Here is a 25,637-nt window from a genome sequence, read left to right on the forward strand (position 1 = left end):
TTCCTCAACGTCCTCAAGCACCGTGTGGCCCGCAAACATGGTAGTTGGTGCTTGAGAGGGGTTTTTCAGGGGCGACTAAAGAAGTTCTCCGAGGTGCACAACATAGACAAAACCAACAAAACCATAGAGTTGGAGTTCTATTGTCCAGGGCCATTAAAAGCACCGTTGACATACATCGCCAAGACAAAAATATTTGACAGGTACAACGTGCAGGGCGGCGAATATCAGCATCAATACACTTGTAAGAACTAGCACGTCGTGTCCCTGGCGCCAAGCGCGCCAGGGAATCTAGAGGGAGGCTAATCTTCTGGAGGGGGTAACCGTGATAAGGCTTCCTTACCCCGGTGCCAACGCCGCCAGCAGGCCGCGTGCGGCGTTGAAGCGGTCGGCGCCTTCGGGCAGCGGCAGCTTGATGCGCAGTTTGTCGGGGCCGTCCATCGCGTAGATCTTCGGCTGCTTCTGGATCATCTGGATGATGGTCATCGGGTCGATCGCGGGCTTTGCTTCGAACACCAGCCGTCCGCCGTTTTCGCCCAGATCCAGCTTGCGTATGCCCAGTGCATTGGCCTGCAGCTTGAGCTCGGCGATGGCGAACAGGTGCTTGACCGGATCCGGCAGCAGGCCGAAGCGGTCGATCATCTCGACCTGCAACTCGCGCAAGGCCTCCGCATCGCGCGCGCTGGAAATGCGCTTGTACAGGGTCAGGCGGGTATGGACGTCGGGCAGATAATCCTCGGGAATCAGCGAGGGCACGTGCAGCTCCACTTCCGCACCGCGCACTTCCTCGCCGGCATCCAGGTCGGGCAGCTTTCCCTGGCGGATGCTGCGCACGGCGCGTTCCAGCAGTTCGGTGTAGAGGCTGAAACCGACCTCGGCCATCTGCCCGCTCTGGTCCTCGCCCAGCAGTTCGCCAGCGCCGCGGATCTCCAGGTCGTGGGTGGCCAGGGTGAAGCCGGCGCCCAGTTCGTCCATCGATGCGATCGCCTCCAGGCGCTTTTCGGCATCGGAGGTCATCGAGCGGCGGTCCGGCACCACCAGGTAGGCGTAGGCGCGGTGATGCGAGCGACCGACGCGGCCACGCAACTGGTGCAGCTGCGCCAGGCCGAAGCGGTCGGCGCGGTTGATGATGATGGTATTGGCGTTGGGGATGTCGATGCCCGATTCGATGATCGTGGTCGACAGCAACACGTTGAAGCGCTGCTTCTGGAAATCCAGCATCACCCGTTCCAGCTCGCGCTCGGGCATCTGCCCATGCGCGATGCCGATGCGCGCTTCCGGCACCAGTTCGGACAGATCGCGCTGCATGCGTACGATGCTCTCCACATCGTTATGCAGGAAATACAGCTGGCCGCCGCGGCTGAGTTCGCGCTGGAACGCTTCGCGCAGCAGCGTGTTGTCCCAGGCGGTGATAAAGGTCTGCACCGCCAGACGGTTCGGCGGCGGGGTGGCGATGATGGAGAGGTCGCGCAGCCCGGCCATGGCCATGTTGAGCGTGCGCGGGATCGGCGTGGCGGTGAGCGTGAGCAGGTGCACATTGGCACGCATCGCCTTGAGCGCTTCCTTCTGCCGCACGCCGAAGCGTTGCTCTTCGTCGACGACCACCAGGCCCAGATCCTTGAACTTCACGTCCGGCTGCAGCAGCCGGTGGGTGCCGATGATCACGTCGATCTCGCCACTGGTCACCTTCTCCAGTTCGGCCTTGATCTCCTTGGTGCTCTTGAAGCGCGACAGCACCTCCACCTTCATCGGGTAATCGGCGAAGCGGTCGCGGAAATTGCGGTAATGCTGTTCGGCCAGCAGCGTGGTCGGTACCAGCACCGCGACCTGCTTGCCGGCGCTGGCCGCGGCGAACGCGGCACGCACCGCGACCTCGGTCTTGCCGAAGCCCACGTCGCCGCAGACCACGCGGTCCATCGGCTGGCTGCTGGCTAGGTCGCGCAGGGTCGCATCGATGGCGGCCAGCTGGTCGCCGGTTTCCTCGAACGGAAAGCCGGCCGCGAACGGTTCGTACATCGCACGATCCACCTGCAACGCCAGACCCGCACGCGCGCGTCGGCGTGCCTGGATTTCCAGCAGTTCGGCTGCGACATCGCGGACCTTTTCGGCGGCCTTGCGCTTGGCCTTGGTCCATTGTTCGCCGCCCAGCGAATGCAGCGGGGCGGTCTCGGCCGAGGCGCCGGAATAGCGGCTGATCAGGTGCAACTGCGCCACCGGCACATACAGCCGGTCGCCCTTGGCGTATTCGATCTCCAGAAATTCGCCGGGCATGCCGCCGGCATCGAGCACGATCAGCCCGCGGTAGCGGCCCACGCCATGATCTTCGTGCACGATCGGCGCGCCCTCGGACAGTTCGCCCAGGTCGCGGATGATCGCTTCCGGCTCGCGTCCCACGCGGCGGGTGCGACGCGGCTGGTTTGCCCGCTCCGGAAACAGCTGGCGCTCGGTCAGCACCGCGATCTGCGGGGCATCCAGCGCAAAGCCGTCGTCCAGCGGCGCCACGGTGATGCCGAAGCGCAGCGTGCCGGCCAGGAATGCCGGCACGTCGGCAACCACCTCCGGCTTCAGTTGCGCGGCGGCCAGCACTTCCATCAGCGCTTCGCGGCGGCCGGCCGAGTCGGCGGCGACCAGCACCCGGCCCGGGTAATGGCCCAGGAACGACGCCAGCGCCTGCCCGGCGGGCGCGTCCTTCGCGGCCACCGGCAGCGGCGGCAATGGCTGGTCGCCGAGCGCGGACGCCTCGTCGATGCGCGGGTGATCGGCCGCCCACACTTCGATACGCGCCAGCTTGTTGAGCCGCTCGCGCAGCGCATCGGGCGACTGGTATAGCTCGTCCGGCGGCAACAGCGGGCGTTCCACATCGTGGCGACGCTGTTCGTAGCGGTGTTGCGCCTGGGTCCAGAATGCATCGGCGGCGTTGGAGACACCGGTGGCGATCACCGGCAGCACGCGCCTGTCCAGATAATCGAACAGCGTGGCCGTCTTGCCGAAGAACATCGGCAGGTAATACTCCACGCCCGACGGGGCGATGCCGGATTTCAGGTCCTGATACAGCGCGCTGCGGCGGGTATCCACGTCGAAGCGTTCGCGCAGGCAGGCCAGTACGCGCTCGATGCTGGCGTCGTCCATCGGCACTTCGCGGCCGGGCAGCATCTTGACCGCGTCCACCTTGTCCAGCGAGCGCTGCGATTCCGGGTCGAAGGCGCGGATGGAGTCGATGTCCTCGTCCAGCAGCTCCACCCGCAGCGGTGCGTCCGCGCCCATCGGAAACACGTCGAGCAGACCGCCGCGCACGGCGAAATCGCCCGGGTCCATCACCTGCGGCACATTGCGGTAGCCGGCGCTTTCCAGGCGGCGTTTTTCCGCGTCCAGATCCAGGCGCTGGCCGACGCGCAGGTCGAAGCTGCCGCCCACGATGTAGCTCAGCGGTGCCAGCTGCTGCAGCAACGTCTGCACCGGAACGATTACCACGCCCTTGCTCAGTCCGGGCAGGCGATGCAGCGCGGCCAGCCGCTGGCTGATGATCTCCGGGTGCGGGCTGAATTGGTCGTAGGGCAGGGTTTCCCAGTCGGGAAACGGCACCACCGGTAGCGCCGTCGAGTCACCCAGCAAGGTCAGCAGATCCGATTCGATCTGGTGCGCGCTCTGGTTATCGCGCGCGATCACCAGCAGCGGCCCGGCATGCGCCTCGGCCGCGCGGGCGATCGACCAGGCCAGCGCAGTGGGGGAGGACGGTGCGCGCCAGTAGGCGCGGAGCTGGCCGGACTTGGGCAGCGGCGGAGAAGGGTAGGTAGGCGACGGCATCAGCCGGCAATTTTATCAGAGCGCCCGCCGCGGCCGGTCCATCTGGCGTGAAAGGTGATTCGCACGGTGCATGCCGAAGGGCGCTGCGGGGGTACAGCCCTTGCGAGCTCGTGCATCTGTTTTGTTGGCGGCTTTCTGTGGGGCCTGGAGAGTCCAAAGCCACGCTGGTCGAGTGCGCGGCGCCCTTACCGCTCGCGGGACACGCCGTGAATCCGTCCCTGGAGGCTCGTTGGCGGCATCCATGCCGCCAACGGTCCCGCAATCGGTAAGGACACCGCGCCAGAGAGTTTGCTGGTGGTTTTATCGAAAGCTAGGCACACAGACCGACTCGACTGGTGCTTGCAACCAAGCCGCAAATCGCCAGCTCCAAGCCGAATCCCAAATCCCGAATCCCAGCCCCTCAGGCATCCAACTCCAGCACCATCCGCACCAGCTCCGGCGATTCCGGATGCGCCTGCGGTTTGAAACCCAGGGATTCGGCCAGCTGCAGCATCGGGACGTTGCTCTGCAGCACGTCGCCGAACAGACAGTCCAGGTACTTGCGACGCGCCCACTTGACCAGCTTGCGCATCAACTGCCGCCCCAACCCCTGGCCGGCGACGAAGCTGCTGACCAGAATGGTGTATTCGGCCTGGCGGGTGCCGGGCACCAGCGCGGCGCGCGCGACCGCACCGACCAAGGCCTCGCCCGGAGGCAGTTGCTCGGCGGCCACCAGCACGATCTCGCTCTTGGGATTGGGATGGGTCAGGCGCTGCACCATCTCCGGAGTGATCTCGGTGGAGGAGCGCACGAAGCGCGCGCGGATTTCCTCCGGCCCCAGCAGGCTGAAGGCCCCTTGCAAGGGTGGGCCGTCCTCGGGGCGGATCGGACGGAGCAGCAGGGTGCGGCCATTGGGCAGGCTGAAGTTTTCATGCCACGGAGGCATGCGATTGCGAATGGCCATGACCGGTAATTCCTTCAAGATCGGAAGATTCTGGCACCAGCACGGCGCGCAACCGTGAATGAATCCGGTGCGCGGCGAGGGATCGACAAGCGGTGACAGTGCTTCCCACGTCACTGTAACGAGCCGAGCCGTGAGCCAGTCGTGAGAGTGCCGGGTGCGCGTGGGCGGCCACCCGACCGCAGGGCTTCCCGTGGCACGCTCGCACACGCAGCTCCGGCAGCCGGGTTGGCGGCCCGGACACGCGCGGGCCGGCGTGCGTTGCCGCGCCTCGAAGCGGGGGGCGCGCGATCAGGTGGTGGGACGGTAACGGCCGGCGTGTGTCGCGCTGCAGCGCCAGCCGGCCCCGGCTGCCGCCGGCAGCCGCGACCGTCGGCGGCGGATCAGGCGTCCTGCCGCAGCCACTCCAGCCGGGTGGAGGCGCCGGGTTCGCCAAGATGCTGCTTCAGCACCGGCAACGCAGGCGCCAGCACCCGGTCGAACTGCCAGGGGGCATTGACGATCAACAGCCCGCTGCCGGTCAGGCGCAGCGGCGAGTCGTCCGGCCGCACCTGCAGCTCGGCCACCAGTACCGACTTGGCCGGCAGCGCGGCGGCCTTGCGCATGAACGGCTGCAGGCTGCGGCGCAGCTTGATCGGGTACCACACCATGCAGATCGCCTGCGGCCAGCGCGCCAGCGCCTCGCGCACGCTGTGCAGGATTTGCGGGTACTCGGCGTCCTGCGCCTCGTACGGCGGGTCGATCAGTACCAGCCCGCGGCCGATCTTGATGTCGCCCGCGCGCGGTGGCAGGAAGGCGCGGATCGCCGCATAGCCATCGCCGGCATGCACGCGTACGCGGCTGTCCTTGTCGAACAGGCTCTTGAGCGCCTGCGCCTCGTCGGCCTGCAGTTCGCAGAACGCCATGCGGTCCTGCGCGCGCAGCGCCTGTGCGGCCAGCAGCGGTGAGCCGGGATAATGATCGAGCTGGATGCCGGCGGTGGGGCGGGCCGGCTTCTGCCCGGGCGTCACGGGGCGTGCAGGCGCCAGGTTGTCGGCCTGCACCGCACGCAGATAGCGCTCGACCACGTCTGGCAGGGTGGGCTGGGCCATCAATCGCAGTACCCCGGCGTCGGCTTCGCTGGTCTTGCGGCTTTCCTCGCCACCGAGCTGGTAACGGCCGCGCCCGGCGTGGGTGTCGAGCACGAAGAATGGGGTGTCCTTGCGCTTGAGCGAGTCGATCAGCGCCAGTAGGGCGATGTGCTTGAGCACGTCGGCGTGGTTGCCGGCATGGAAGGCGTGGCGATAGTTCATCGCGGCAGTGTAAGCGGGCGGGCGCGTTTGCGCTGTTGCGCGGGTGGCTGGCGGCGTGCGGACGCGGGACCCGGCCGGCAAGCGTTGCGAAAGCGGGTGCAGCCCGCGGTGCTGGGCGAGCGGGAGACGACGGCGCTGCAGACCACGCGCGCATGCGGCTATGCTGCGCGCCATGTCCCAAGCTCCTGTCCGCGTGCTCGTCGTCGAAGACGAGGCCGCCATTGCCGATACCGTGCTGTACGCGCTACGCAGCGAGGGCTATGCGCCCGAACATTGCGTGCTGGGGCGCGAGGCGCTAGCGCGGTTGCGTGCCGATCCTGCCGATGTGGTGGTGCTGGACGTGGGCCTGCCGGACATCAACGGGTTCGACGTCTGCCGCAGCCTGCGCAGCTTCAGCGAGGTGCCGGTGATCTTCCTGACCGCCCGCAACGACGAGATCGACCGGGTGCTGGGGCTGGAGCTGGGCGCCGACGACTACATGGCCAAGCCATTCTCTCCGCGCGAGCTGGTGGCGCGGGTGCGGGCGCGGCTGCGTCGGCGGGCGGCGCCTGTAGCCGCCGAAGCCGGCTGGCAGCCGCATGGCGCCTTTGCGATCGACCGCGAAGGCAGCCGCATCCGTTACGGCCAGACCCTGCTGCCGCTGACCCGCTACGAATACGCGCTGCTGGCCGCGCTGCTGCAGCGGCCCGGCGCCATCCTCAGCCGCGCGCAGCTGATGGACCGCGGCTGGGACGCCAGCGCCGACAGCGCCGATCGCACCGTCGATACGCATATCAAGACACTGCGCGGCAAGCTGCGCGAGGCCGGCGTGCCGACCGATCCGATCCGCACCCACCGTGGCCTCGGCTACGCCCTGGAGGTGTAGCCGATGACCTCGCCCAGGCGTGCGTGCGTCCCCCGGGCCGGGCGCTGAGATGCGGCTGGGTCTGAAGCTGTTCCTGGGGTTTTTCCTGATCGTCGGGCTGGCCGCGTTCTTCGTGATGCGGGTGTTCGTCAACGAGGTCAAGCCCGGCGTGCGCCAGGCGATGGAATCCACGCTGGTGGATGCGGCCAATGTACTTGCGGAAATGGCCGGCCCCGAGCTTGCGCAGGGCACGATTGCCAGCGGCAGCTTCGCCCGCCATCTGGCGCAGGCGCAGCAGCGCGATCCCAAGGCCTGGGTGTGGCGCTTCCGCAAGAACAACGTGGACTACCGCGTCACCGTGACCGATGCGCGCGGCGTGGTGGTGTTCGATTCGCTGGGCCGCGACGTGGGGCGCGACAATTCGCGCTGGAACGATGTCTACCGCACCTTGCGCGGCGAATATGGCGCGCGTTCCAGCCCCGAGAACGATGGTGATCCCACCGCGACGGTGATGCACGTGGCTGCACCGATCTACGCGCCGGATGACTCCGGGAAACTGATCGGCGTGCTGACCCTGGCCCAGCCGAACCGCAGTATCGACCCCTTCATCGAGGCCAGCCAGCGCAACATCCTGCAACGCGGCGCCTGGTTGATCGGCATTTCGGCGTTGATCGGCATCGCCATGACCTGGTGGCTGATGCGCGGCATCGGCCGGCTCAATCGCTATGCGCAGGCAGTGAGTGCCGGCCAGCCGGTGCCGCCGCCGGCACCGCGCAGCGACGAGATCGGCGATCTGGGCCAGGCACTGGAAACCATGCGCCGCCAGCTGGAAGGCAAGGCCTATGTCGAGCAGTATGTGCAATCGCTGACGCACGAGATGAAGAGCCCGCTGGCCGCGATTCGCGGCGCCTCCGAACTGCTGAGCGAGCCGCTGCCGGACGCCGATCGCCAGCACTTCGTCGCCAGCATCCGGGCGCAGGAGCGGCGCCTGACCGAGACCATCGACAAACTGCTGGCGCTGGCCGAGGTGGAACAGCACGGCTGGCTGCAGAGGCGCGAGCGCATCGACGTGTCCGGCTTGCTGCAGGCGGCGGTGGAAGCCGTGGCGCAACGCGCCGCCAGCGCCGGGGTGCAGGTCGAGATCGATGCTGCATGCCTGACGGCCGGCGATCAGGCCGTGCACGGCGATGCGTTCCTGCTGCGGCAGGCGCTGATCAACCTGCTGGAGAATGCCATCGCGTTCTCAGCCGCAGGCAGCCGTGTGCAGCTACGCATGCAACTGCAGGGTGCGCAGCTGCAGCTGCTGGTGGAAGACCGCGGCAGCGGTGTTCCAGGGTATGCGATCGAGCGCGTCTTCGAACGTTTCTACTCGCTGGCGCGCCCGCAGACCGGCCAGCGCGGCTCCGGGCTGGGGCTGCCCTTCGTACGCGAGGTGGCGCGCCTGCATGGCGGCGAGGTCAGGCTGGACAATCGTGAGGGCGGCGGCGCAGTGGCCGTGTTGCGCGTGCCCATCGCCTGAGCGAGGCCAGCGGCCTCGGGCGGCTCTGCCAGGCCGCCCGCACAGCGCAGCACGGTAGCGGGATGGCGTGCTGTACACCTGCCCGTGGCCGCCCCGATCACGTCCCCGGCGCCCGCGCGGGTCCGTTGCCATCGACTGACGGCGCCGACGCGGCAGCGTACGCAGAGCACTTCACACTCGCTTCAATTTCGCCTCAAACCCCCGACACCGCCACGTCGCACCCTGGCCGCTTCCAAGACGAGGACGGTCGATGAAATCCCTGAAACTGTTGTTGCGGTTCGCCACCATCGGTGGGCTGATCCTGCTGTTGCTGATCCCCTTGCTGCTGATCCGTGGCGCGGTGCAGGACCGTGCCCGCTATCGTGACGAGGCGGTGGAGCGGGTGGCGCAGAGCAAGGCCGGCGAGCAGCAATTCATCGCGCCGGTGCGCGTGCTGCCGTATACCGAAGAGGTGCAGGTGACCGAGCCGGACGAGCAGGGCAACCAGCGCAAGGTCTGGCGCAAGCGCGAAGGCGTGCTGATGCAGACGCCGCGTCGCCTGAAACTCGGCGGCGAGATGGTGCCGTCGGTCCGCGAAGTGGGCCTGTACCGGGTGCAGGTGTATTCCTGGAACGCCACCCTGCACGCGGAATATGCGCCGTTGGACTACGCTGCCGTGCCGACCCGCGTCTACGGCCGGCCGCATCTGGCGGTAGGCATCTCCGACGTGCGCGGGCTGGTCGGCACCCCGCGGTTGCAGGTGGACGGGCGTGCAGTGGCACTGGAAAGCGGTGCCGGTGCATTGGCCGATCGCTCCGCAGGCGTGCATGCCGCGCTGAGCCCGCTGACCGACACGGCCGCCGGACGGCTGCAGGAGGGCAGCGTGGTGAACATGCAGTTCGTGCTGGACGGCACCCGCCGGCTGGCCATCGCGCCGATCGCCGACAACAACGAGATCGCCTTGCGCTCGGCCTGGCAGCACCCCTCCTTCGGCGGCCGTTTCCTGCCGAATGCGCCGAGCATCGGGCCCAAGGGTTTCGAGGCCACCTGGTCGCTGTCGTCGCTGGCCACCGGCGCACAGACCCAGCTGCAGTCCAGCCAGGATGCGCTGGACACGCTGGAGGTGCGCCTGGTCGATCCGGTGGACGTGTATACCCAGGCCGACCGAGCCAGCAAGTACGGCATCCTGTTCGTGGTGCTGACCTTCGTGGCGTTCGTGCTGTTCGAATTGATCAAACGCCTGCCCATCCATCCGCTGCAATACCTCCTGGTCGGCCTGGCGCTGGCCATCTTCTTCCTGCTGCTGCTCAGTCTGTCCGAGCAGATCGCGTTCTGGAAGGCGTACCTGCTCTCGGCCGCAGCGTGCATCGGGCTGCAGTTCTTCTACCTGTCGGGCGTGTTGCGCAGCTGGGGCCGCGCAGCAGGATTCTCGGTGATGCTCACGGCCCTGTATGGGGTGCTGTACAGCCTGTTGATCTCCGAAGACAACGCGTTGCTGATGGGCTCCCTGCTGCTGTTCGGCATCCTGGCCAGCATCATGTGGGTGACCCGCAAACTCGATTGGTACGAACTTGGCAATAGTCTGCGCTGAGAGCGGCATGAGAGCGCAGGCACAACTGGTCCGGCGGGCGCAGCGTTTGCTGCCCGCCGGGATCGACACGGTGGCGCTGCTTCCCGCAGCGCTACCGCAACAGTGGGAAGGCTCGGCACTATCGGCCTTGCCGTGGGCCGGGCAGGGGCGCGGCGGGGTGATCGGCTTGCGCTTGCATGACCGCACCGCCGAGGACTTGCGCACCGGTGGCTGCAACTTCCTGCAGGCGTCACGGCAGCAGATGACGCAGGGGGAGGCCGGCCTGCGTCGCTACGGGCCATGGCAGCGCCTGAGCAATGGCAGCTACTGGACCCGCAGCAATGATGCGTTGCTCGGGGTGCTGGTGGCGGCGGAAGCGTCGGCAGTGTGGTTGATGTGGCAACAGCCCGGTGCCCTGCAACAGCGCCACGGCAGCTGGCTGCGCTGAGCGGCGGTGGCGGGCAGCGCGATACGTCCGGCTCGCTTACCATGGCCGGCATGACCGGTACCTCCCTCATCGTCGAAGCGGTAAGCGGCAATGCGGTGCTGCCGTATCTGGATGCGGTGGCGCAGCTGCGCATTGCGGTGTTTCGTGCATGGCCCTATCTGTACGAGGGCGATGCCGATTACGAACGCGACTATCTGGCGGCGTATGCGGCCTCGCCGCAGAGCGTGTTCGTGCTGGCGCGCGATGGCGATGCGGTGATCGGCGCGTCCACCGGCCTGCCGCTGCTCGACGACAGCGAGGCGTTTCATGCACCGTTCCGTGCCGCCGGCATCGATCCGGCCAGCGTGTTCTATTTCGGCGAATCGGTATTGCTGCCCGCGTATCGCGGGCGGGGCATCGGCCATGCGTTCTTCGACCGCCGCGAAGCGCATGCGCGCGCGCTGGGCCGCTTCGCGCTCACCGCCTTCTGCTCGGTGGAACGCACGCCCGACGATCCGCGCAAGCCAGCCGACTATCGGCCCAACGATGCGTTCTGGCGCAAGCGCGGTTATGCGCCGCAGCCGGACATGCAGGTGCGGCTGGCGTGGGCGGAGTTGCAACGCGGGCAGATCGACCACAGTTTGAGTGTATGGACGCGCGCATTGGCGGACTAGCTGCGCCCGTACTTCCGGCATGGCCGCCTGCCACCCGCGCGGGTCGCCTGCACTTGTTCCCGCTTCCCGTCACAGGAAACCGCCATGAATGCGCCGCTCACCATCGCCGTTGCCAAGTACCCGATCGGTCGACCGGCGGATTTCGACGCCTTCGCCGTACGCGTGTCGGCCCTGGTCGGCGAGGCGGCGCTGGCCGGCGCGCGCGTGGCGGTGCTGCCGGAATACCTGTCGCTGGAGCTGGCCGCGACCTTCGGCACGCAGATCTCCGCCGGCCTGCCAGAGTCGCTGGCGGCCATCCAGGCCTTGCGTGCACCGTGGCTGGAGCTGTTTGCCGGGCTGGCCCGGCAGCACCGGCTGCATCTGATATCCGGCAGCTTTCTGCTGGATCTGGGCCAGGGGCGCTACCGCAATCGCAGCGATTGGTTCACGCCGGATGGCCGCCACGGGTGGCAGGACAAGCTGCAGCTCACCGGCTTCGAAAAGGCGACCGGGCTGATCGAGCCGGGCGATGCGCTGAAGGTGTTCGACCTGGACGGCGTGCGTGCGGCGATCGCGATCTGCTATGACAGCGAATTCCCGCTGCCGGTGCGTGCGCAGTACGAAGCCGGTGCGCGCCTGCTGATCGTGCCCAGTTGCACCGACACCGACGCCGGCGCCACCCGCGTGCGCGTCGGCTGCCTGGCGCGCGCGTTGGAGAACCGCATCTTCGTCGCGCAGTCGGTCACCGCCGGGCAGGCGCCCTGGAGCCCGGCACTGGACGTCAATACCGGTGAGGCGGCGGTGTTCGCACCGATGGATGTGGGCTTCCCCGCCGACGGCGTGCTCGCGCAGACCGGCGGCGAGGCGGTATGGGCGTATGCGGCGCTGGATTTCGCTGCCTTCGAAGCCAGCCGCGCCCAGGCGCAGGTGGCCAATGATCGCGATTGGTCCGGGCAGTTGGGAGCCGGCCTCGCGCGTGCCCGGCTGGCGACCTGGGAATGAGGCCGCCACACTGCGCGTAGTGCCGATGCAGGCAGATCACGTTCGCAAGCCCGCTGGGACGTCCGTGGCATGCCCGTGCTGCCATGCGCAGCGCCCGCCGGCGCCGTGATCGTGGTGTACTGGCGGCCTTCTCCAGCACGGTTGTCCATACGCACCCATGGCCAAAAAGAATCTGATTCCGCATAGCGTCCGGCTCGAGTTCACGCCGGGCGCGCTGGTGCACAGCAATCTGTCCGGTGCTGCATTCACCGACGACTGGCTATGGGTGGCCGGCGACGAAGCCTGCTCGGTGGACCGGTTGCGCAGGTTGCAGCCCGGCCAGCGCGAACGCCTGCGCTTCGGCGAAGGCCAGAGTTTTCCGCTGGCCGAGCTATTGGACCTGCCGGGTGAGGATGCCGAGGAAGCCGACCTGGAAGGAATGGGGTTGTCGGATGGCTATCTGTGGGTGGTGGGTTCGCATGGCTCCAAGCGCAAGAACGCCAAACCCGGCCGCACCGATGCCGACAATGCCAAGCGGCTGACCAAACTCAAGCTCGACGCCAACCGCCGCCTGCTGGCCTGCCTGCCGGTCGAACGCGACGCCGACGGCACGCCGCGGCTGGTGCGGCAGACCGCCGATGGCCGCCGCGCGCTGCGTCTGAAGGGCGACGCCAAGCACAACCAGCTCACCGAGCTGTTGGCCGAGGACCCGCATTTCGGCCCGTTCCTGAAGATTCCCGGCAAGGACAACGGTTTCGACATCGAGGGCATCGTGGTCGACGGCCAGCGCCTGTTGCTGGGCCTGCGCGGGCCGGTGCTGCGCGGCTGGTCGGCGCTGCTGGAGATCGCAGTGGAAGCGCATGGTGACCATCTGCGGCTGGCCCCACTGGACGAGGACGGCACGCTGCTGCGCAAGCATTTCCTGCAGCTGGGTGGGCTGGGCGTGCGCGACCTGCACTATTCCGGCGACGATCTGTACCTGCTGGCCGGGCCGACCATGGTCCTGAACGGCGAGATCCGCTTGTTGAAATGGCCGGATGCGCGCAAGGTGCTGGCCGCCAACCGCGAGCCGGTGCGGTTCCAGCACACGCTGCTGGAATCGGCGGTGTTGCCGCATGGCAAGGACAGCGATCGCGCCGAAGCGATCTGCGACCTGCCGCCGCAGCTGGCCGGCAGGCGTCCCAGCTGGCTGGTGCTGTACGACGCGCCTGGCCCGGCGCGCAGCGGTGGCGACTGCGTGGTCTACGGCGACCTGCTGTGCAACCGCTGAGCGGTCGCCGGGCAGCGCCCCGCTGCGCAAGGTAAAATCGGCCCACCCCCGTTTCGCCGAGCGCTCCATGACCTGCCGCACCCGCTTCGCCCCCAGCCCGACCGGTTACCTGCATATCGGCGGCGCCCGCACCGCCCTGTATTGCTGGCTTGAGGCACGTCGTCGCGGCGGGCAGTTCGTGCTGCGTATCGAAGACACCGACCGCGAACGCAGCACCCAGGCGGCCATCGACGCCATCCTGGAAGCGATGGACTGGCTGGGGCTGGACTACGACGAAGGCCCGATCTACCAGACCCAGCGCATCGCCCGCTACCAGGAGGTGGCCGAGCAGCTGCTGGCGCAGGGCAAGGCGTATTACGCCTACGAAACCCGCGAGGAGCTGGACGCCATGCGCGAGGCGGCCATGGCCAGGCAGGAAAAGCCGCGCTACAACGGGGCTGCGCGCGAGCAGCAGCTGGCGTACCGCGACGACCCCAATCGTGTCATCCGTTTCAAGAATCCCGTCGACGGCAGCGTGGTGTTCGACGACCTGATCAAGGGCCGCATCGAGATCGCCAACAGCGAGCTCGACGACATGGTGATCTTTCGCCCGGACGGCTACCCCACCTACAACTTCGCGGTGGTGGTGGACGATTGGGACATGGGCATCACCGAGGTCATCCGCGGCGACGACCACATCAACAACACGCCGCGCCAGATCAATATCTATGCAGCGCTGGGGGCGCCGGTGCCGCGCTTCGGGCACATGCCCATGATCCTGGACGAGCAGGGCGCCAAGCTGTCCAAGCGCACCGGTGCGGCCGACGTGATGCAGTACAAGGACGCCGGCTACCTGCCGCATGCGCTGATCAACTACCTGGCCCGTCTGGGCTGGTCGCATGGCGACCAGGAGCTGTTCAGCCGGCAGGAACTACTCGACCTGTTCGACATCACCGACGTCAACTCCAAGGCCGCACGGCTGGACATGGCCAAACTTGGCTGGGTCAACCAGCACTATCTGAAGACCGACGACCCGGCCAGCATCGCGCCGCAGCTGGAGTACCAGCTGGGCAAGCTCGGCATCGACGTAGCCGATGGCCCGGCTGCAGCGGACGTGGTGGTGGCGCTGCGCGAGCGCGTGCAGACCTTGAAGGAGATGGCCGACAAGGCCGTGGTCTGGTACCGGCCGTTGGAGGTGTACGACGAAGCGGCGGTGATCAAACACTTGAAACTCGGTGCCGAAGTGCCGTTGGGCAAGGTGCGCGAGCTGCTGGCGGCGCTGGGCGACTGGAGCGTGGAGAGCGTCTCGGCGGCGCTGCACGATGCCGCCGCCGCGCTGGAACTGGGGATGGGCAAGGTGGCTCAGCCGCTGCGCGTGGCCATCACCGGCACGCAGGTCAGCCCGGATATCTCGCAGACGGTGTACCTGGCCGGGCGCGAGGGCGCCTTGAAACGCATCGACGCCGCACTCATCAAGATCGGAGCGGCCTGACGCCGGAGCCCGTATGACCAAGCACACCCCTTCGCAGAAGCATGCCTGTACCGAGCCTCACCATCATGTCCACGACGCCAACAGCTTCGTGCGCGCGGTGGAACGCGCCTGTGGCGAGCGCGGCCTGCGGCTGACGCCGATCCGCGCCAACGTGCTGCGCCTGATCGCCGATGCCGGCAAGCCGGTCAAGGCCTACGAACTGCTGGACTGGGTGCGTGAAGGCAAGGGTGTGGGTGCCGATGCGCCGCCCACGGTATACCGTGCGCTGGATTTCCTGATGGCCAACGGCTTCGTGCACAAGCTCGAATCGGTCAACGCCTTCGTCGCCTGCCATCACCCCAACAGCGCCCAGCACTCGGTCCCGTTTTTGATCTGCGACCGCTGCCATAGCGCGGTGGAACTGGAAGACCGCGACGTGGTGTCGCAGCTGGAGGCCCGCGCCAAGGCTTTGGGGTTCCAGCCGCAGGCGCAGACGCTGGAAGTGCACGGCCTGTGCGCCAAGTGCGCGGTGGCCGAGGCCTAGCCGGTCCGGTTCGGGCGGCTGCTCGACTGTCTGGCGTCTGCGTTCCGCTACCGGGCGTCACGGAGCGCAAGCGCGGCGCTCAGGCCATTACCGCCGCATCGGGTGTACTTGCACGCAGCCGCTGCGCATCGCGCGCCGGTGGCTCGCCCAGGATGCGCGCGTAGTCGCGGCTGAACTGCGAGGCACTTTCGTAGCCCACCCGAAAGCCCGCATCGGCGGCAGTCAGCGCGTCGGCAACCATCAGCCGGCGCGCTTCGTGCACGCGCAGGTGCGAGCGGTACTCCAGCGGCGTCATCGAGGTCACCGTCTTGAAGTGCGCGTGGAAGGTGGAACGGCTCATCGCCGACAGGTCGGCGATCTGCTCGATGCTGAAGCGCTCGGTGTAGTGTTCGCGCAACCAGACGATGGCCCTGGAGATCTGGTTGAGCCGGCTGTCGGCGATCGCCATCTGGCGCACGACCGCATTGGCGGGATCGGCCATCAACCGATACAGCAGTTCGCGCGTCACCAGCGGCGCCAGCGCCGCGATTTCCTGCGGTTGATCGAGCAGTCGCGCCAGCCGCACCGCGGCATCCTGCAACGGCGGCGTGCTGCGGTTGAGCAACAACCCCGCAGCGGCAGTGGTACGCGCCGGTTCGGCGAGTTCGGGATGGTTGATCGCCAGCTCGCTGAGGACGGCAGTATCCAGGTCCAGGCAGAAGCACAGATACGGCAGCGCAGTGCTGGCCTCGGTCACCGAGCCGACGATGGGCAGGTCCACCGAGGCCACCAGGTACATCTGTGGATGATAGTGATAGGCCTGTGCTCCCAGCATTGCCTGCTTGCGGCCTTGTGCCACCAGGCACAGCATCGGCGTGTACACGGTCGGGATCGATAGCGTGCGCACGGCGCTGCGCATGATCTGCAGCCCGGGAATGCCGGTCGCATGCAGGCCATCGGCCGGTGCGTGGCGCAGCAGCAGGGCGCTCAATTCAGTCAGCGAAGACATGCAGAACTCATCGATGCACAGGGCGGCGTGGCCGCGTTGCCATCGATGCTACAAGAGTGCAGGTCACGCGGCCGCCAAGGCGAGGCCCGATCGGCGATGGCGCCGCCGGCCGCCGGCAGGGCGTCTCCGGCGCTGATCGGGCACTCACGCATAACCGATATCATGATCGCCCGTCTCGTGCCTGCGTCGTTCCATGCCCGCAAAGCCGTCCACGTTTCCAATGCCGACCAGCCCAGCCGAGTGGAAGAAGCTCGAGGCGGCCGCCACGGCAGAACTCGCCCTGCGCACCGAACAGGCATACCGGCAGATCCTGGGTATCCTGCAGACGCACGGGCCTCTGCTGAGCGAAACGCAACGCCGGAGTCTGCACAAGCGACTGCGGAGTGGAGGGCGCTGATCCAGCGCCCATACAGGTTTCGATGGACCAACACATGGCCGGGTCGAGGCCGCCCAGGACGGCCGATGCGCCGATGGCGAGGATGGCCAGCCAAGCGCTACGCGCTATCCGGTCCATGCTCGAACGGCGCGGCCGGCCGCAAGCGTGGTACGCCGACGGCCGACAGGCACGTGCTGGACAGGCAGCTCAAGAAAGCGGCCGCGGGAAACGCGCCCAGGATTCCCGGGCGCCCACGGACGCTCGGTTCGGGAACCCCGGGCGACGCCCGTGCCTGCCTGGCAGCGCAGTCGTTCCGACAGCTACGCTCAGTTCGGTTCCATGACCGATTGCTGCACCACCAGCCACGCCCTGGCGATGCCGCTGCTGCGCTGTAGCGTCGCCAGCGCGCCCTGCGCTCGCTCGATGCTGGGGTAGCTGATCACCGCGCTTCCGTCGATCGTGGAAGCGTACGTGATACTGCCGTTGGTGCTGCTGGCCAACACGTTCGCGGTGGCCGGCGTGGTGCCGGTCAGTTTGACCTGCGGTCGAACCAGGACGGCGCGCCCGGTGCGTTCGTTGACCGCCGCCGCGATCGTCCGTTCTGCGCCCGATGCCCGGTTGGCGGACGCCCTGGGGCCCGGCGCGTTCGCAGGCGAGTCGCTCAACACGATCGCGTAGGGGCCGATGCGTGCAGCCACCTTGCCGGCAGGCGGGGCCATCGCACCATTGGTCCTGGCCAGGTTCGCTTGCGGTGCCGCTGTTGCGGGCCGACGCTGATCGATGACGGTGCCCGGCAGCATGCGGAACATGTCCTTGCCGGACTGGAAGCGCTCGCCGGTGGCGGCCGCGGCCAGCGCGTTGGCGTCCATGGACTGTGCCTGGGCGCTGCCGGAAGCGACGGTGCAGACGGTGAGCAGTACGGCGATGAAAGTGGATTTCATATCAGTGCCCCAGGATGCGGAGTTTGAAGTTCTGCAGCGTCGCGGTGGTCTGCGGCGCGCTCATGTCGGTGACCTCCAGGGTCCAGACACCTTGCGCTCTTTCGTCCAGGAACGCGTTGCTGGAGGTCAGGTCGATGTAGAACCCGGTCCTTGCGTAAGTCTCCGGATCCAGCACCGAGAACGGCGTGACCACGTAGCTGCGTGTGCCGCTCGGCGAGATCAGGACCACGCGCAGATTGGTCGGGTTGCGGTGCGAGGTGGCGAGCGAAAGCTGTACGCCTTCGACCTGCATCGCTTGCGTGATCCGAAGCCGTTGCCGTGCTGGTCGCGCCGGCCCCCCAATCGGGCTTGCCGCCGCGGTGGATGCCAGCCACTGCGTATCGCGCTGCGGCGGAAGCGGCTTGAAGTGGGCCGCCTCGTACACCGCCGCGGCGCCATCGGCCAGGCCGAAGCCGTACCAGTTGCTGAAGCGATGGCCGGCCGCGTTGGTGATCCAGCCCGGGTCGATCACGCTTCCCTGGTAGGTCGCGGCGGGCTGCCACGGGTCGATCGGGCGCGCGGTCTTGGCCAGGATGTATTTCACGTCGCGCGCGGTCAGCCTGGAATTTGCGCTCAGCATCAAGGCGGCCACCCCCGAGACGGTAGGTGCGGCGGCCGAGGTGCCGGTCATGGTGCCGTCGTAGTTGCACGACGGGTCGATCCGGGAACCACTGCCAGCCAGTGCGTTCACTATGCCAAATGCTGGGTTGTAACCTGCACTGCAGCCGCTCAGGTCCGTGGTGACGATGGCAGGATCGAAGAGCGATGGGGACGCCGATGCCGGCGGGTTGGGAAAGAACCTGCGCTGGTACCCGTACTCGCCTCCCAGACCGGAGATCCACACGGCGGACCCGGCCGAGGAGTAAGACGCGCGCACGCCCTTGGCGTTGACGCTGGCGACGACCACCGTGCCTGGAAGGTTGTCGTGGGGTTCGGTATTGACCAGCACGCAGCCGACCCCCGCCGAGCGCGCGGTCTCGCTGCACAGGTTGACCTCGTTCCCATTGGCGTCCAATTCCCAGGCGTCCTGGAAGCCGTTACCCGCCGACTTGACGTAGATGCCACCCAGGCCGCCCCGCGTGGAGCGCATCAGCGCTTCCCAGGAGCGTTGCTCTTCCACCGGAAAGTCGGGATAGTAAAATAGCGTACTGCCCCAACTATTGTTGAAGACGTCGATATTGCGCGCTTCCGGTCCGTCGCCCCACGAGTAGCGGATTGCTGCATCAGTGCTGGACGACTGGCGCGCGAGGTTGTCGAAGCCTGCCAGCAGGGCTTCGGGTGCGATGCCACGTCCGCCGCGCCCGTTCCAGCCCACCGCGCCAACGATGCCTGCCACCGCAGTGCCGTGACCGTTGCGGGGATCGCTGGGCGTGGTGTCGTGCGAGCGGTCGCCGAAGTTGTACGAGCCGTTCGGCAGGATATTGGCGGCCAGATCCTCGTGACGCAGCTCCAGGCCGTCGTCCACGATGCCGACGCGCACGCCGCGGCCGCGGATGCCGAGACCGTGGAGGATGTCCACGTCCATGTCGATGCCGGGCACAGGCCTGGTGTCGCCGATGACCGCCTGCCCCTGGTTGGAGAGATGCCATTGGTAGCGCAGCAGTGGATCGCTTGCGCCGCCGTTTGCGGTGATGGCCGGTTGCGCGGCCAGCGTGTGGACCGCCGGCGTGCCGATCAGCGCGATGCCGATCAACAGCGTGAGGTGTCGCTTGCGAAAAAGATTCATCCGTTCGATTCCTATCGAAATGAGCATGGGTGAACGACACGCGCAGTCGTCTGGCCGATCGCCGGATCGGTCAGTGGTTCGGTCCATGGGGACAGGCGCTACCTGCCGGGACCAACACGCGTATCGACTGGGTGCGGGGTCGCCGCAGTTCCTGTTATCAGGGATTGGGAGAGCGCAAGGTGCGCGGTCGCCGATGTCGTGCAGGGTGGAACGCCGCGTCAGGCGGCAAAGGGTGCGAAGCAGTAATATCAGGAGTCATGTCCGTTTCTCCCTGAGAGCCAACAGGCGCATCTGCCCGAGACGATGTGCGGATGCGGTGGGTTATCGATCGGCCCCCTGTGCGCCTGCGCGCGACCGATGCTGGCAGCGCGGCAGCGCCGACAGCGAATCGATTAGAAAAGGCCAATGCGGTAGATGCAAGGCAGGTGAAATGTGACTCGCGTGTGACCGCTCACCCGCTTTGTACCCGGGCATGCCGAATGACATCGACAACTGCGCTTTACGGTGGAATCCAGGCGGCTGTACGCGATGATTCGATCACCTTCGATTCGTAGAAACGATCGCCAAGCGTCGAAACGCTTCGCATATGGGCGCCCGAGTTCCGTTGCCGCCTGCATTACCGCATGGGCGCAGTGGTGTAGGAGCAGTCACAGGCGGGCCGGTAACGCGTCGTCATCGCGATCGGGACCGGCGCTATGTTGCGGCGATGGCGCAGCGGCGCCTGGCCGCCACGCGTACGCCTTGGTTTCCAGCCGTTACCAGCGATAGGCCACCGACATCTGGTATTGCCGCCCGGCGATCGGCCGGCCCATGAACACCCCGCCGGTCGCGGCTCCGGGCACTCGCACGTTGCCCTCGGTCAACCCCAGGGTGTCGGTCACGTTGCTGCCGCTGGCGGTCACCTCCCAATGCTCGCCCACATGCAGGTTGGCGCCGATATCCAGCATGTCGTAGGAGGGCAGGCGCTGGTTGTTGGCGAGGTCGGCAAAGCGATCGCCGATGTAGGAATAGGTGGCAAACACCTTGAGATCGCCGAACGGCAGCATCCAGTAATAGCTGGGCGTGATGCGGAACTGGCGTTTGGGCTGGCGCATCACCTGGTTGCCGGTGAACTCGCGGTAGTTGCGGTACGTCGCATCCAGCCACACGCCAGTGCCGGCCAGTTCGAAGCCACCGAACGGGCGAACGGCGCCTTCCACTTCCAGGCCGCGGGCGCGCGAGTCGCCGACGGCGGTGAAGTTTTCGCCATTGGACAGGAAGGCCTGGAACGGCGAGTTCTTGAAGGTGTTGTAGAACGCGGTGAGATACAGGTCGTAGCTGCTGGCACCGGATTTCAGGCCCAGCTCGTACTGGTCCACTTCCTGTACGCGATTCTGTCCGTCGCGCAGATTGTCGAAGCCGGGAAACTTCACCCCGGAGTTGACCCGCGCGAACAGGCTGTTGCTGTCGTCGAGTTTGAAATTCAGACCTGCCGTCCACGAGAACGCTTCATCGTCCTGATCGATCCGGCGCGTGGTCGCCAATGCCAGCGAGGTGGCGTTGTCGTAGAGCGTGGCCGGGTTGCCGTCCAGATCCACCGTGCTGGTATCGTGCACATCGCCAGTGACGCTCTGGCGCTCGTAGCGTGCGCCCAGATCCAGGCGCAGGCGCGCATTGAGTTCCCATTCGTCGGCAACGAAGGCCGCCAGGTTCTCGCCGTCGTAGTCGGCGCGCAGGTTGAAGAAGGCGGTGCTGGTAAAACCCTGGCGGGTGGCCTGGCGGCCATCGGCCAGGTCCACGTCGATGCGGCGGGCGTTGTTCTGCGCGGTGAGCAGCATGGTATTGCCCAGGTACCAGGTATCTGCGGAGGAATACCTGGCGTAGTACGCGCCAACGGTCAGCGTGTTGCCGGCAAACAGTTCGCGACTCAGGCGCAGATCGTTGGTGAAGGAATTCAGGCGCTTGTCTACCGACCACCAGCCGGCTTCCAGTACCTGCTGATCGGGATCCACTACGCCGCCGCCGTTGGTGTAGCGCGCGGTTCCGGCGCTGCCATAGCCGGCGATGAAGTCGCTCAACCGCAGTGGCGCATCGCCGGTGAACAGTGCATAGGTCGGCGCGCTGCCGCTCATCACGTTGAAGCGGTCTGCAACGGTCCAGCCGCCGGTTTCCCAATTCAACTCACCGCCGAACACATCGATGTTCACACCGCGTCCGTCTGCCAGATCGCGCTGCAGGGTCTGGCCGTTCGGACCGACCAGCAGATCCACGTGACGGAAATCGCGGCCGAGCAGGGTGCCGGTCTGCGCGTCGAGCCCGGGGAAACTGGACAGATCGTTGCCGTTGTTGCGCGACAGCAGCGGGATGGCGGTGTAGAACGCGTTGTTGTCGTCGGTATGGCGTGCGTAGAACGACAGCTCGCCGCTGTCCCAGCGCTTGCTCAAGGTGGCGCTGAACTGGCCGCCCTTGTCGGCCGAGAACTGTGGATCGCGTACGCCGTCGGTCTCGCGGAAGAAGCCGCCCACGCTGTAATACCAACCGTTGCCCATCGGGCCGCTGTTGAACACATCGATACGACGCAATGCGTTGTTGCCGCCAGTCAGGCGCACGCTGCCCTCCGGCTGGTCCTGGCCTTTTTTCTGGATGAAGTTGACCGTCAGCCCGGGCTGGCCATTGGAGAAGATCGGGCTGGAGCCGCCACGCAGCACTTCCATGCGCTCGACCGTGTCGTCCACCCGGAACAGGGTGGAGTTCTCCAGAAACGACAGCGTGGGCGGCGGAAACAGCGGTGAACCGTCCAGTTGCATGGTGACGAACGGCGCATCGCCTTCGGAGGGCATGCCGCGCACGAAGATATTGGCACCGGTGCCGCCTCCGCTCGGCTCGGCCCACACCCCAGGCACGATCTTCAGTAGATCGGCAGTGCTTTGCGGGACCGCCTGCTGGATCTGCTCCGGGCTGGCCGTGGTGATCGAAAAACTGGCATCGCGCTTGGCCAGGCCCTTGAAACGCGCCGTGCCGCTGACGATGACCGCATCCAGCGTGGTGGCGTCCTGATCGCCGGAGGCTGGCGTGACGGTCTGGGCGCGGCCATCCGGTGCCAGCAGCGCGGCGGCAACGGCGAGCGAGAGGGTGTAGCGGGTTACGGAAGAACGCATGCGCAAGCTCCTTGTCTCATCGCGAAAGGACTGCCGTGGCGCGTGCGGTCGATGCAGGCAGCGGCAGACAGTGCACGCGCATGTGCACGCAGTAACTGCGCGCGCATGCGCCCCCTGTCAGCGCAGTGCACCCATCTTTTACCGCAGAAGCGCAGCGCAACGTTGTGCGGCGCAACAGCTGTGCCGGCGGCGGGCGCATGTCGAAGCCCCCTTTCCGTACGGGCATACGGGCAGTGAAACATCGCAACACGTGCGCCAATACGCGGTCAGTCGCGGCCGCATGGGGCGAGCGTCGCCGCCTCCATCGGCCACAAACAAAAGGCCGCCCGAAGGCGGCCTCAGCTTCCAGTCGGCGGGGGAGAGAGTCCGCCGTCAGAAGAACATCCGCACGCCGAACGAGGCGCTGCGGCCAGGAAGCATCACGTCGTCCTTGAGGAAGGAGGTGTGCACGCGGGCGTCCTGGTTGGTGAGGTTGTTGCCGTCCAGGAACACTTCCCAGGCATTGCTGCCATGGTCCACGTGGTAGGCCAGGTGTGCATCGACGAAGGTGTAACCGTCGGTCGGCGTTTCGTTCGCCGCCACCTTGTCCTGCTTCATCGTGCGGGTAGCGCCGACCGCGGCCCGCCACTGTTCGGCATCCCAGCGCAACTGCGCACCGAACCGGCCCGGAGCGATGCGCGGCAGGTTGCCGCCGTCCTTCAGCCGCGCCTGCACGGTGTCGCCGAACATGCGCAGATCCCAGGCGCCGGTGTCGTTGTTGGCCAGGTGGAAGGTGGCTTCGCCTTCGAACCCGTGGAGGATCGCATCGGCCTGGGTCCACTGACGGATCGGCAGGAAGTCGTTGTCTTCTTCGTGGAACCACTGCCCGCCGGTATCGACGATGTAGACGAAATCGTTGTAGCGGTTGTAGTAAGCGGCCACCTTGGCATCCACCCAGTCGTTCTGGAAGTTCAAACCCAGCTCGGCCTGGTTGGCCTTTTCGGTCTTCAGGTTGGCATCGCCGATCTCGAAGGCGAGGGTGGCGATATGCGGGCCATTGGCGAACAGCTCTTCCTCGGCCGGCGCGCGCTCGGCGTGGTCCAGGTTGGCGGTCAGGCGCCATTGCTCGTTGAAGCGGAAACCGCCGCTGGCCGAGAAGCTGGTGGGGGTGAAGTCGCGTTCCACGCCGATGTCGGTCTGGTACTTGACCTTGTCCACGCGTGCGCCCACCTCCGCGGTGACGCGCTCCCAGCTATTGCGCGCCACGGCGAAGGCGCCCAGCGAGCGGGTATCGGTCTTGGGGACGAAGGATTCCTCGCCGATCGCCTGGAAGGTGGTATCGCTGCCTTGCAGGCCGAATGCGGTTTGCCAGCCGCCGCCGAAGGTGAACGACGCTTCCACGCGGCCTTCGTTGGCGCGCTTGGAGAACACGGTGCCGACTTCAGTGCCTTCGAATTCGGTATGCGCATAGTCGGTGTGACCGAAGCTGTAGCGCAGCGCGCTGCCGTCGCCCCACGGGTCGGTCAGCCCGCCCTTGAGGTCGTAGCGGTCCTGTTGCAGTTTCAGCGACACGCCGCGCTCGCCGATCGACGGGTCGCCCGGCTCACCCGGATTGCCGTAGTTGTCGCGGAAACGCGATGCCGACACACCGACGAAGCCCCAGTCGCCGGCCAGCGACGCGCCGACCGAGCCCACCTTGCTGTCGATCCAGCTGTTGAGCTGGCGCCCGCGCGGGGTGTCGTAATCGTTCTGGTTGCGGTACACGCCGTCGGCATGGATCGACAGCCCGCTGCCGTTGCCGGCATCGACGCGGAACATGTCGGTGTTGCCGTCCTTGTCGCCGCCGTCGAAGCGCACTTCGGCACGGCCATTGAAGCCGTCCACCGGCGTCTCGGCGATGCGGCCGTCGACCACGTTGACCACGCCGCCGATCGCGCCGGAGCCGTACAGCAACGTCGATGGGCCCTTCAGCACTTCGATCTGGTTGGCCAGGAACGGTTCGATGGCCGGGGAATGATCCTGGCTCACGGTGGACACGTCCTGGGTGGACAGGCCGTCGCGCAGCACCGCCACGCGCGGACCGTCCAGGCCGCGGATGATCGGCCGGCCGACGCCTGGCCCGAAGTTCGAGCTTTGCACGCCGGGCAGGCTGGACACGGTTTCGCCCAGGCTGGAGGTGCGCACCTCGTCCAGACGCGCGCCGGCCAGCACTTCGACCGGGCGGCTCAAGTCGCCGGCCGCGTCGCGCAGCGGGCTGGCGGTGACCACCACCTTGTCCAGATCCTTGATGTGGCGCCCGCTGGAAGGCGAGGCGTCATGGCGGTTGTCGGAGCCGGGCGGCGTCTGCGGATCGGCAGGCACCGGGCTGTCCTCGGCCATGGCCAGGGCGGGAATCAGCACGCTGGCCAGGGCCAGCGCGAGGGTTGAACGGCGGAGCGGGGAAGCAAGGCTGGGGGACATGGCGAACCGGACTCGATAAGTTGTTACTGTGTATCAATGGAATGGCGCAACAAGCCTGCGGCGCCGACGGCACACACCACACGGGCGCGATGCACCGGTGCGGGTCTGGAACAAGGAAGATGTTATATTATTCCAGGTCGCCGCGATCCCCTGCTGGAAGTCATGTCCTTGCCAACACTTCGCCATTTGCTCGATCGCTTCGGTGCCACCGGCTCGTTGCTGTGCGCGGTGCATTGCGCGGTGCTGCCGCTGGTACTGGCGCTGGCGCCTTCGCTGGGCTTGTCGTTCTGGCTGGGAGACGGGGTCGAACGGACCATCGTGGTGTTCGTGACCCTGCTCGGGTTGTTCAGCCTGGTGTTGGGCTATCGTCGCCATCGCGCCCTGCACGCGCTGGCCCTGCTGCTGCCTGGCCTGGGGCTGTTGTGGCTGGGCCTGCTGTACGAGCCCCTGCATCATTCGGTGGTGCCGCATGCGGTGGTCATGACCCTGGGTGGCGCGCTGGTGGGTATTGCCCATCTGGTCAACCTGCGCTTGAACCACAGCCATTCCCACGTGCACGACGCGCGCTGCGCGCACTGAGCCACAGCCTGCCGCTGGTGTGGGTGTCGGGGTTGTCGAGCGGGCTGCGCGCCCGCGGGCCGACGTGATAGGCTTGCCGGCCTTGCGCGAGGGCGCCGCCGGCGCAACCTCGCCAGACCCGTGCTTCAGCACGGGACTTTGT

General features: G+C 66.9%; 19 protein-coding genes and 1 pseudogene. 12 read left to right on the forward strand and 8 right to left on the reverse strand.

Translation table 11 applies throughout. The annotated features are described in order from the left end of the window. A pseudogene (locus LL962_RS11475) lies at positions 1-252 on the forward strand (hypothetical protein); the annotation flags it as partial. Between the two features lie 84 nt (positions 253-336). Here the strand turns inward: LL962_RS11475 and mfd are convergent. The 3 genes from mfd to LL962_RS11490 all read right to left on the reverse strand — a co-directional run bounded on the left by mfd (position 337) and on the right by LL962_RS11490 (position 6,033). Beyond that, the gene (gene mfd / locus LL962_RS11480; protein ID WP_228316982.1) at positions 337-3,801 is read right to left on the reverse strand and encodes a transcription-repair coupling factor; all 3,465 of its coding nucleotides are present in this window, start codon (positions 3,799-3,801) and stop codon (positions 337-339) included. A 400-nt stretch (positions 3,802-4,201) separates the two neighbouring features. Beyond that, positions 4,202-4,744, reverse strand: coding sequence for a GNAT family N-acetyltransferase (locus tag LL962_RS11485; protein WP_003488532.1), 543 nt, complete (start codon positions 4,742-4,744; stop codon positions 4,202-4,204). Between the two features lie 380 nt (positions 4,745-5,124). Next, positions 5,125-6,033 (reverse strand): 23S rRNA (adenine(2030)-N(6))-methyltransferase RlmJ, encoded by a 909-nt coding sequence (locus LL962_RS11490; protein WP_104587330.1) that lies wholly within the window; start codon positions 6,031-6,033, stop codon positions 5,125-5,127. A gap of 160 nt (positions 6,034-6,193) precedes the next feature. Between LL962_RS11490 and creB the strand changes: the two genes are divergently transcribed. The 9 genes from creB (at position 6,194) to LL962_RS11535 (ending at position 15,270) form a co-directional block, all read left to right on the forward strand. After that, on the forward strand, positions 6,194-6,898 hold the full coding sequence (gene creB / locus LL962_RS11495) for a two-component system response regulator CreB (protein WP_208621439.1): 705 nt from the start codon (positions 6,194-6,196) through the stop codon (positions 6,896-6,898). A 49-nt stretch (positions 6,899-6,947) separates the two neighbouring features. After that, positions 6,948-8,396: a two-component system sensor histidine kinase CreC gene (gene creC, locus LL962_RS11500; protein ID WP_104587331.1), complete on the forward strand. Its 1,449-nt coding sequence runs from the start codon at positions 6,948-6,950 to the stop codon at positions 8,394-8,396. Between the two features lie 250 nt (positions 8,397-8,646). Next, positions 8,647-9,966, forward strand: a complete 1,320-nt coding sequence (gene creD / locus LL962_RS11505) for a cell envelope integrity protein CreD (protein ID WP_228316983.1) — start codon at positions 8,647-8,649, stop codon at positions 9,964-9,966. A gap of 7 nt (positions 9,967-9,973) precedes the next feature. After that, positions 9,974-10,393: a hypothetical protein gene (locus LL962_RS11510; protein ID WP_228316984.1), complete on the forward strand. Its 420-nt coding sequence runs from the start codon at positions 9,974-9,976 to the stop codon at positions 10,391-10,393. A 41-nt stretch (positions 10,394-10,434) separates the two neighbouring features. Then, the gene (locus tag LL962_RS11515) at positions 10,435-11,046 is read left to right on the forward strand and encodes a GNAT family N-acetyltransferase (protein WP_104587334.1); all 612 of its coding nucleotides are present in this window, start codon (positions 10,435-10,437) and stop codon (positions 11,044-11,046) included. Positions 11,047-11,130: 84 nt separating this feature from the next. Continuing rightward, on the forward strand, positions 11,131-12,027 hold the full coding sequence (locus tag LL962_RS11520) for a carbon-nitrogen hydrolase family protein (protein ID WP_228316985.1): 897 nt from the start codon (positions 11,131-11,133) through the stop codon (positions 12,025-12,027). 157 nt (positions 12,028-12,184) lie between these two features. Next, positions 12,185-13,276 (forward strand): DUF3616 domain-containing protein, encoded by a 1,092-nt coding sequence (locus tag LL962_RS11525; protein ID WP_228316986.1) that lies wholly within the window; start codon positions 12,185-12,187, stop codon positions 13,274-13,276. Between the two features lie 67 nt (positions 13,277-13,343). Continuing rightward, the gene (gene gltX, locus LL962_RS11530) at positions 13,344-14,747 is read left to right on the forward strand and encodes a glutamate--tRNA ligase (protein ID WP_228316987.1); all 1,404 of its coding nucleotides are present in this window, start codon (positions 13,344-13,346) and stop codon (positions 14,745-14,747) included. A gap of 13 nt (positions 14,748-14,760) precedes the next feature. Further along, on the forward strand, positions 14,761-15,270 hold the full coding sequence (locus LL962_RS11535; RefSeq protein ID WP_104587338.1) for a transcriptional repressor: 510 nt from the start codon (positions 14,761-14,763) through the stop codon (positions 15,268-15,270). Positions 15,271-15,349: 79 nt separating this feature from the next. Here the strand turns inward: LL962_RS11535 and LL962_RS11540 are convergent, their stop codons facing one another. Further along, entirely contained in the window at positions 15,350-16,258 is a 909-nt protein-coding gene (locus tag LL962_RS11540) for an AraC family transcriptional regulator (protein ID WP_228316988.1), read from the reverse strand. A gap of 193 nt (positions 16,259-16,451) precedes the next feature. Between LL962_RS11540 and LL962_RS11545 the strand changes: the two genes are divergently transcribed. Further along, on the forward strand, positions 16,452-16,655 hold the full coding sequence (locus tag LL962_RS11545; protein WP_228316989.1) for a hypothetical protein: 204 nt from the start codon (positions 16,452-16,454) through the stop codon (positions 16,653-16,655). A gap of 305 nt (positions 16,656-16,960) precedes the next feature. On the opposite strand, the gene LL962_RS11550 is transcribed toward LL962_RS11545, so the two are convergent. The 4 genes from LL962_RS11550 to LL962_RS11565 form a co-directional block, all read right to left on the reverse strand. Further along, positions 16,961-17,575: a hypothetical protein gene (locus tag LL962_RS11550; RefSeq protein ID WP_228316990.1), complete on the reverse strand. Its 615-nt coding sequence runs from the start codon at positions 17,573-17,575 to the stop codon at positions 16,961-16,963. 1 nt (position 17,576) lies between these two features. Further along, on the reverse strand, positions 17,577-19,340 hold the full coding sequence (locus LL962_RS11555; RefSeq protein ID WP_228316991.1) for a S8 family peptidase: 1,764 nt from the start codon (positions 19,338-19,340) through the stop codon (positions 17,577-17,579). A gap of 755 nt (positions 19,341-20,095) precedes the next feature. Then, positions 20,096-22,477 carry a TonB-dependent receptor gene (locus LL962_RS11560; RefSeq protein ID WP_228316992.1) on the reverse strand — a complete coding sequence of 794 codons (2,382 nt, stop codon included), beginning with the start codon at positions 22,475-22,477 and terminating at the stop codon, positions 20,096-20,098. A 372-nt stretch (positions 22,478-22,849) separates the two neighbouring features. Continuing rightward, positions 22,850-24,916, reverse strand: a complete 2,067-nt coding sequence (locus LL962_RS11565) for a TonB-dependent receptor (RefSeq protein WP_228316993.1) — start codon at positions 24,914-24,916, stop codon at positions 22,850-22,852. Between the two features lie 162 nt (positions 24,917-25,078). On the opposite strand from LL962_RS11565, the gene LL962_RS11570 reads away from it, so the two are divergent. Next, positions 25,079-25,495, forward strand: a complete 417-nt coding sequence (locus LL962_RS11570) for a MerC domain-containing protein (protein WP_104587345.1) — start codon at positions 25,079-25,081, stop codon at positions 25,493-25,495. The last annotated feature ends 142 nt before the right edge of the window (positions 25,496-25,637 follow it).

Origin of the sequence: Xanthomonas sp. NCPPB 1067 (assembly GCF_020783795.1) — a bacterium.
Lineage (GTDB): Bacteria > Pseudomonadota > Gammaproteobacteria > Xanthomonadales > Xanthomonadaceae > Xanthomonas > Xanthomonas melonis.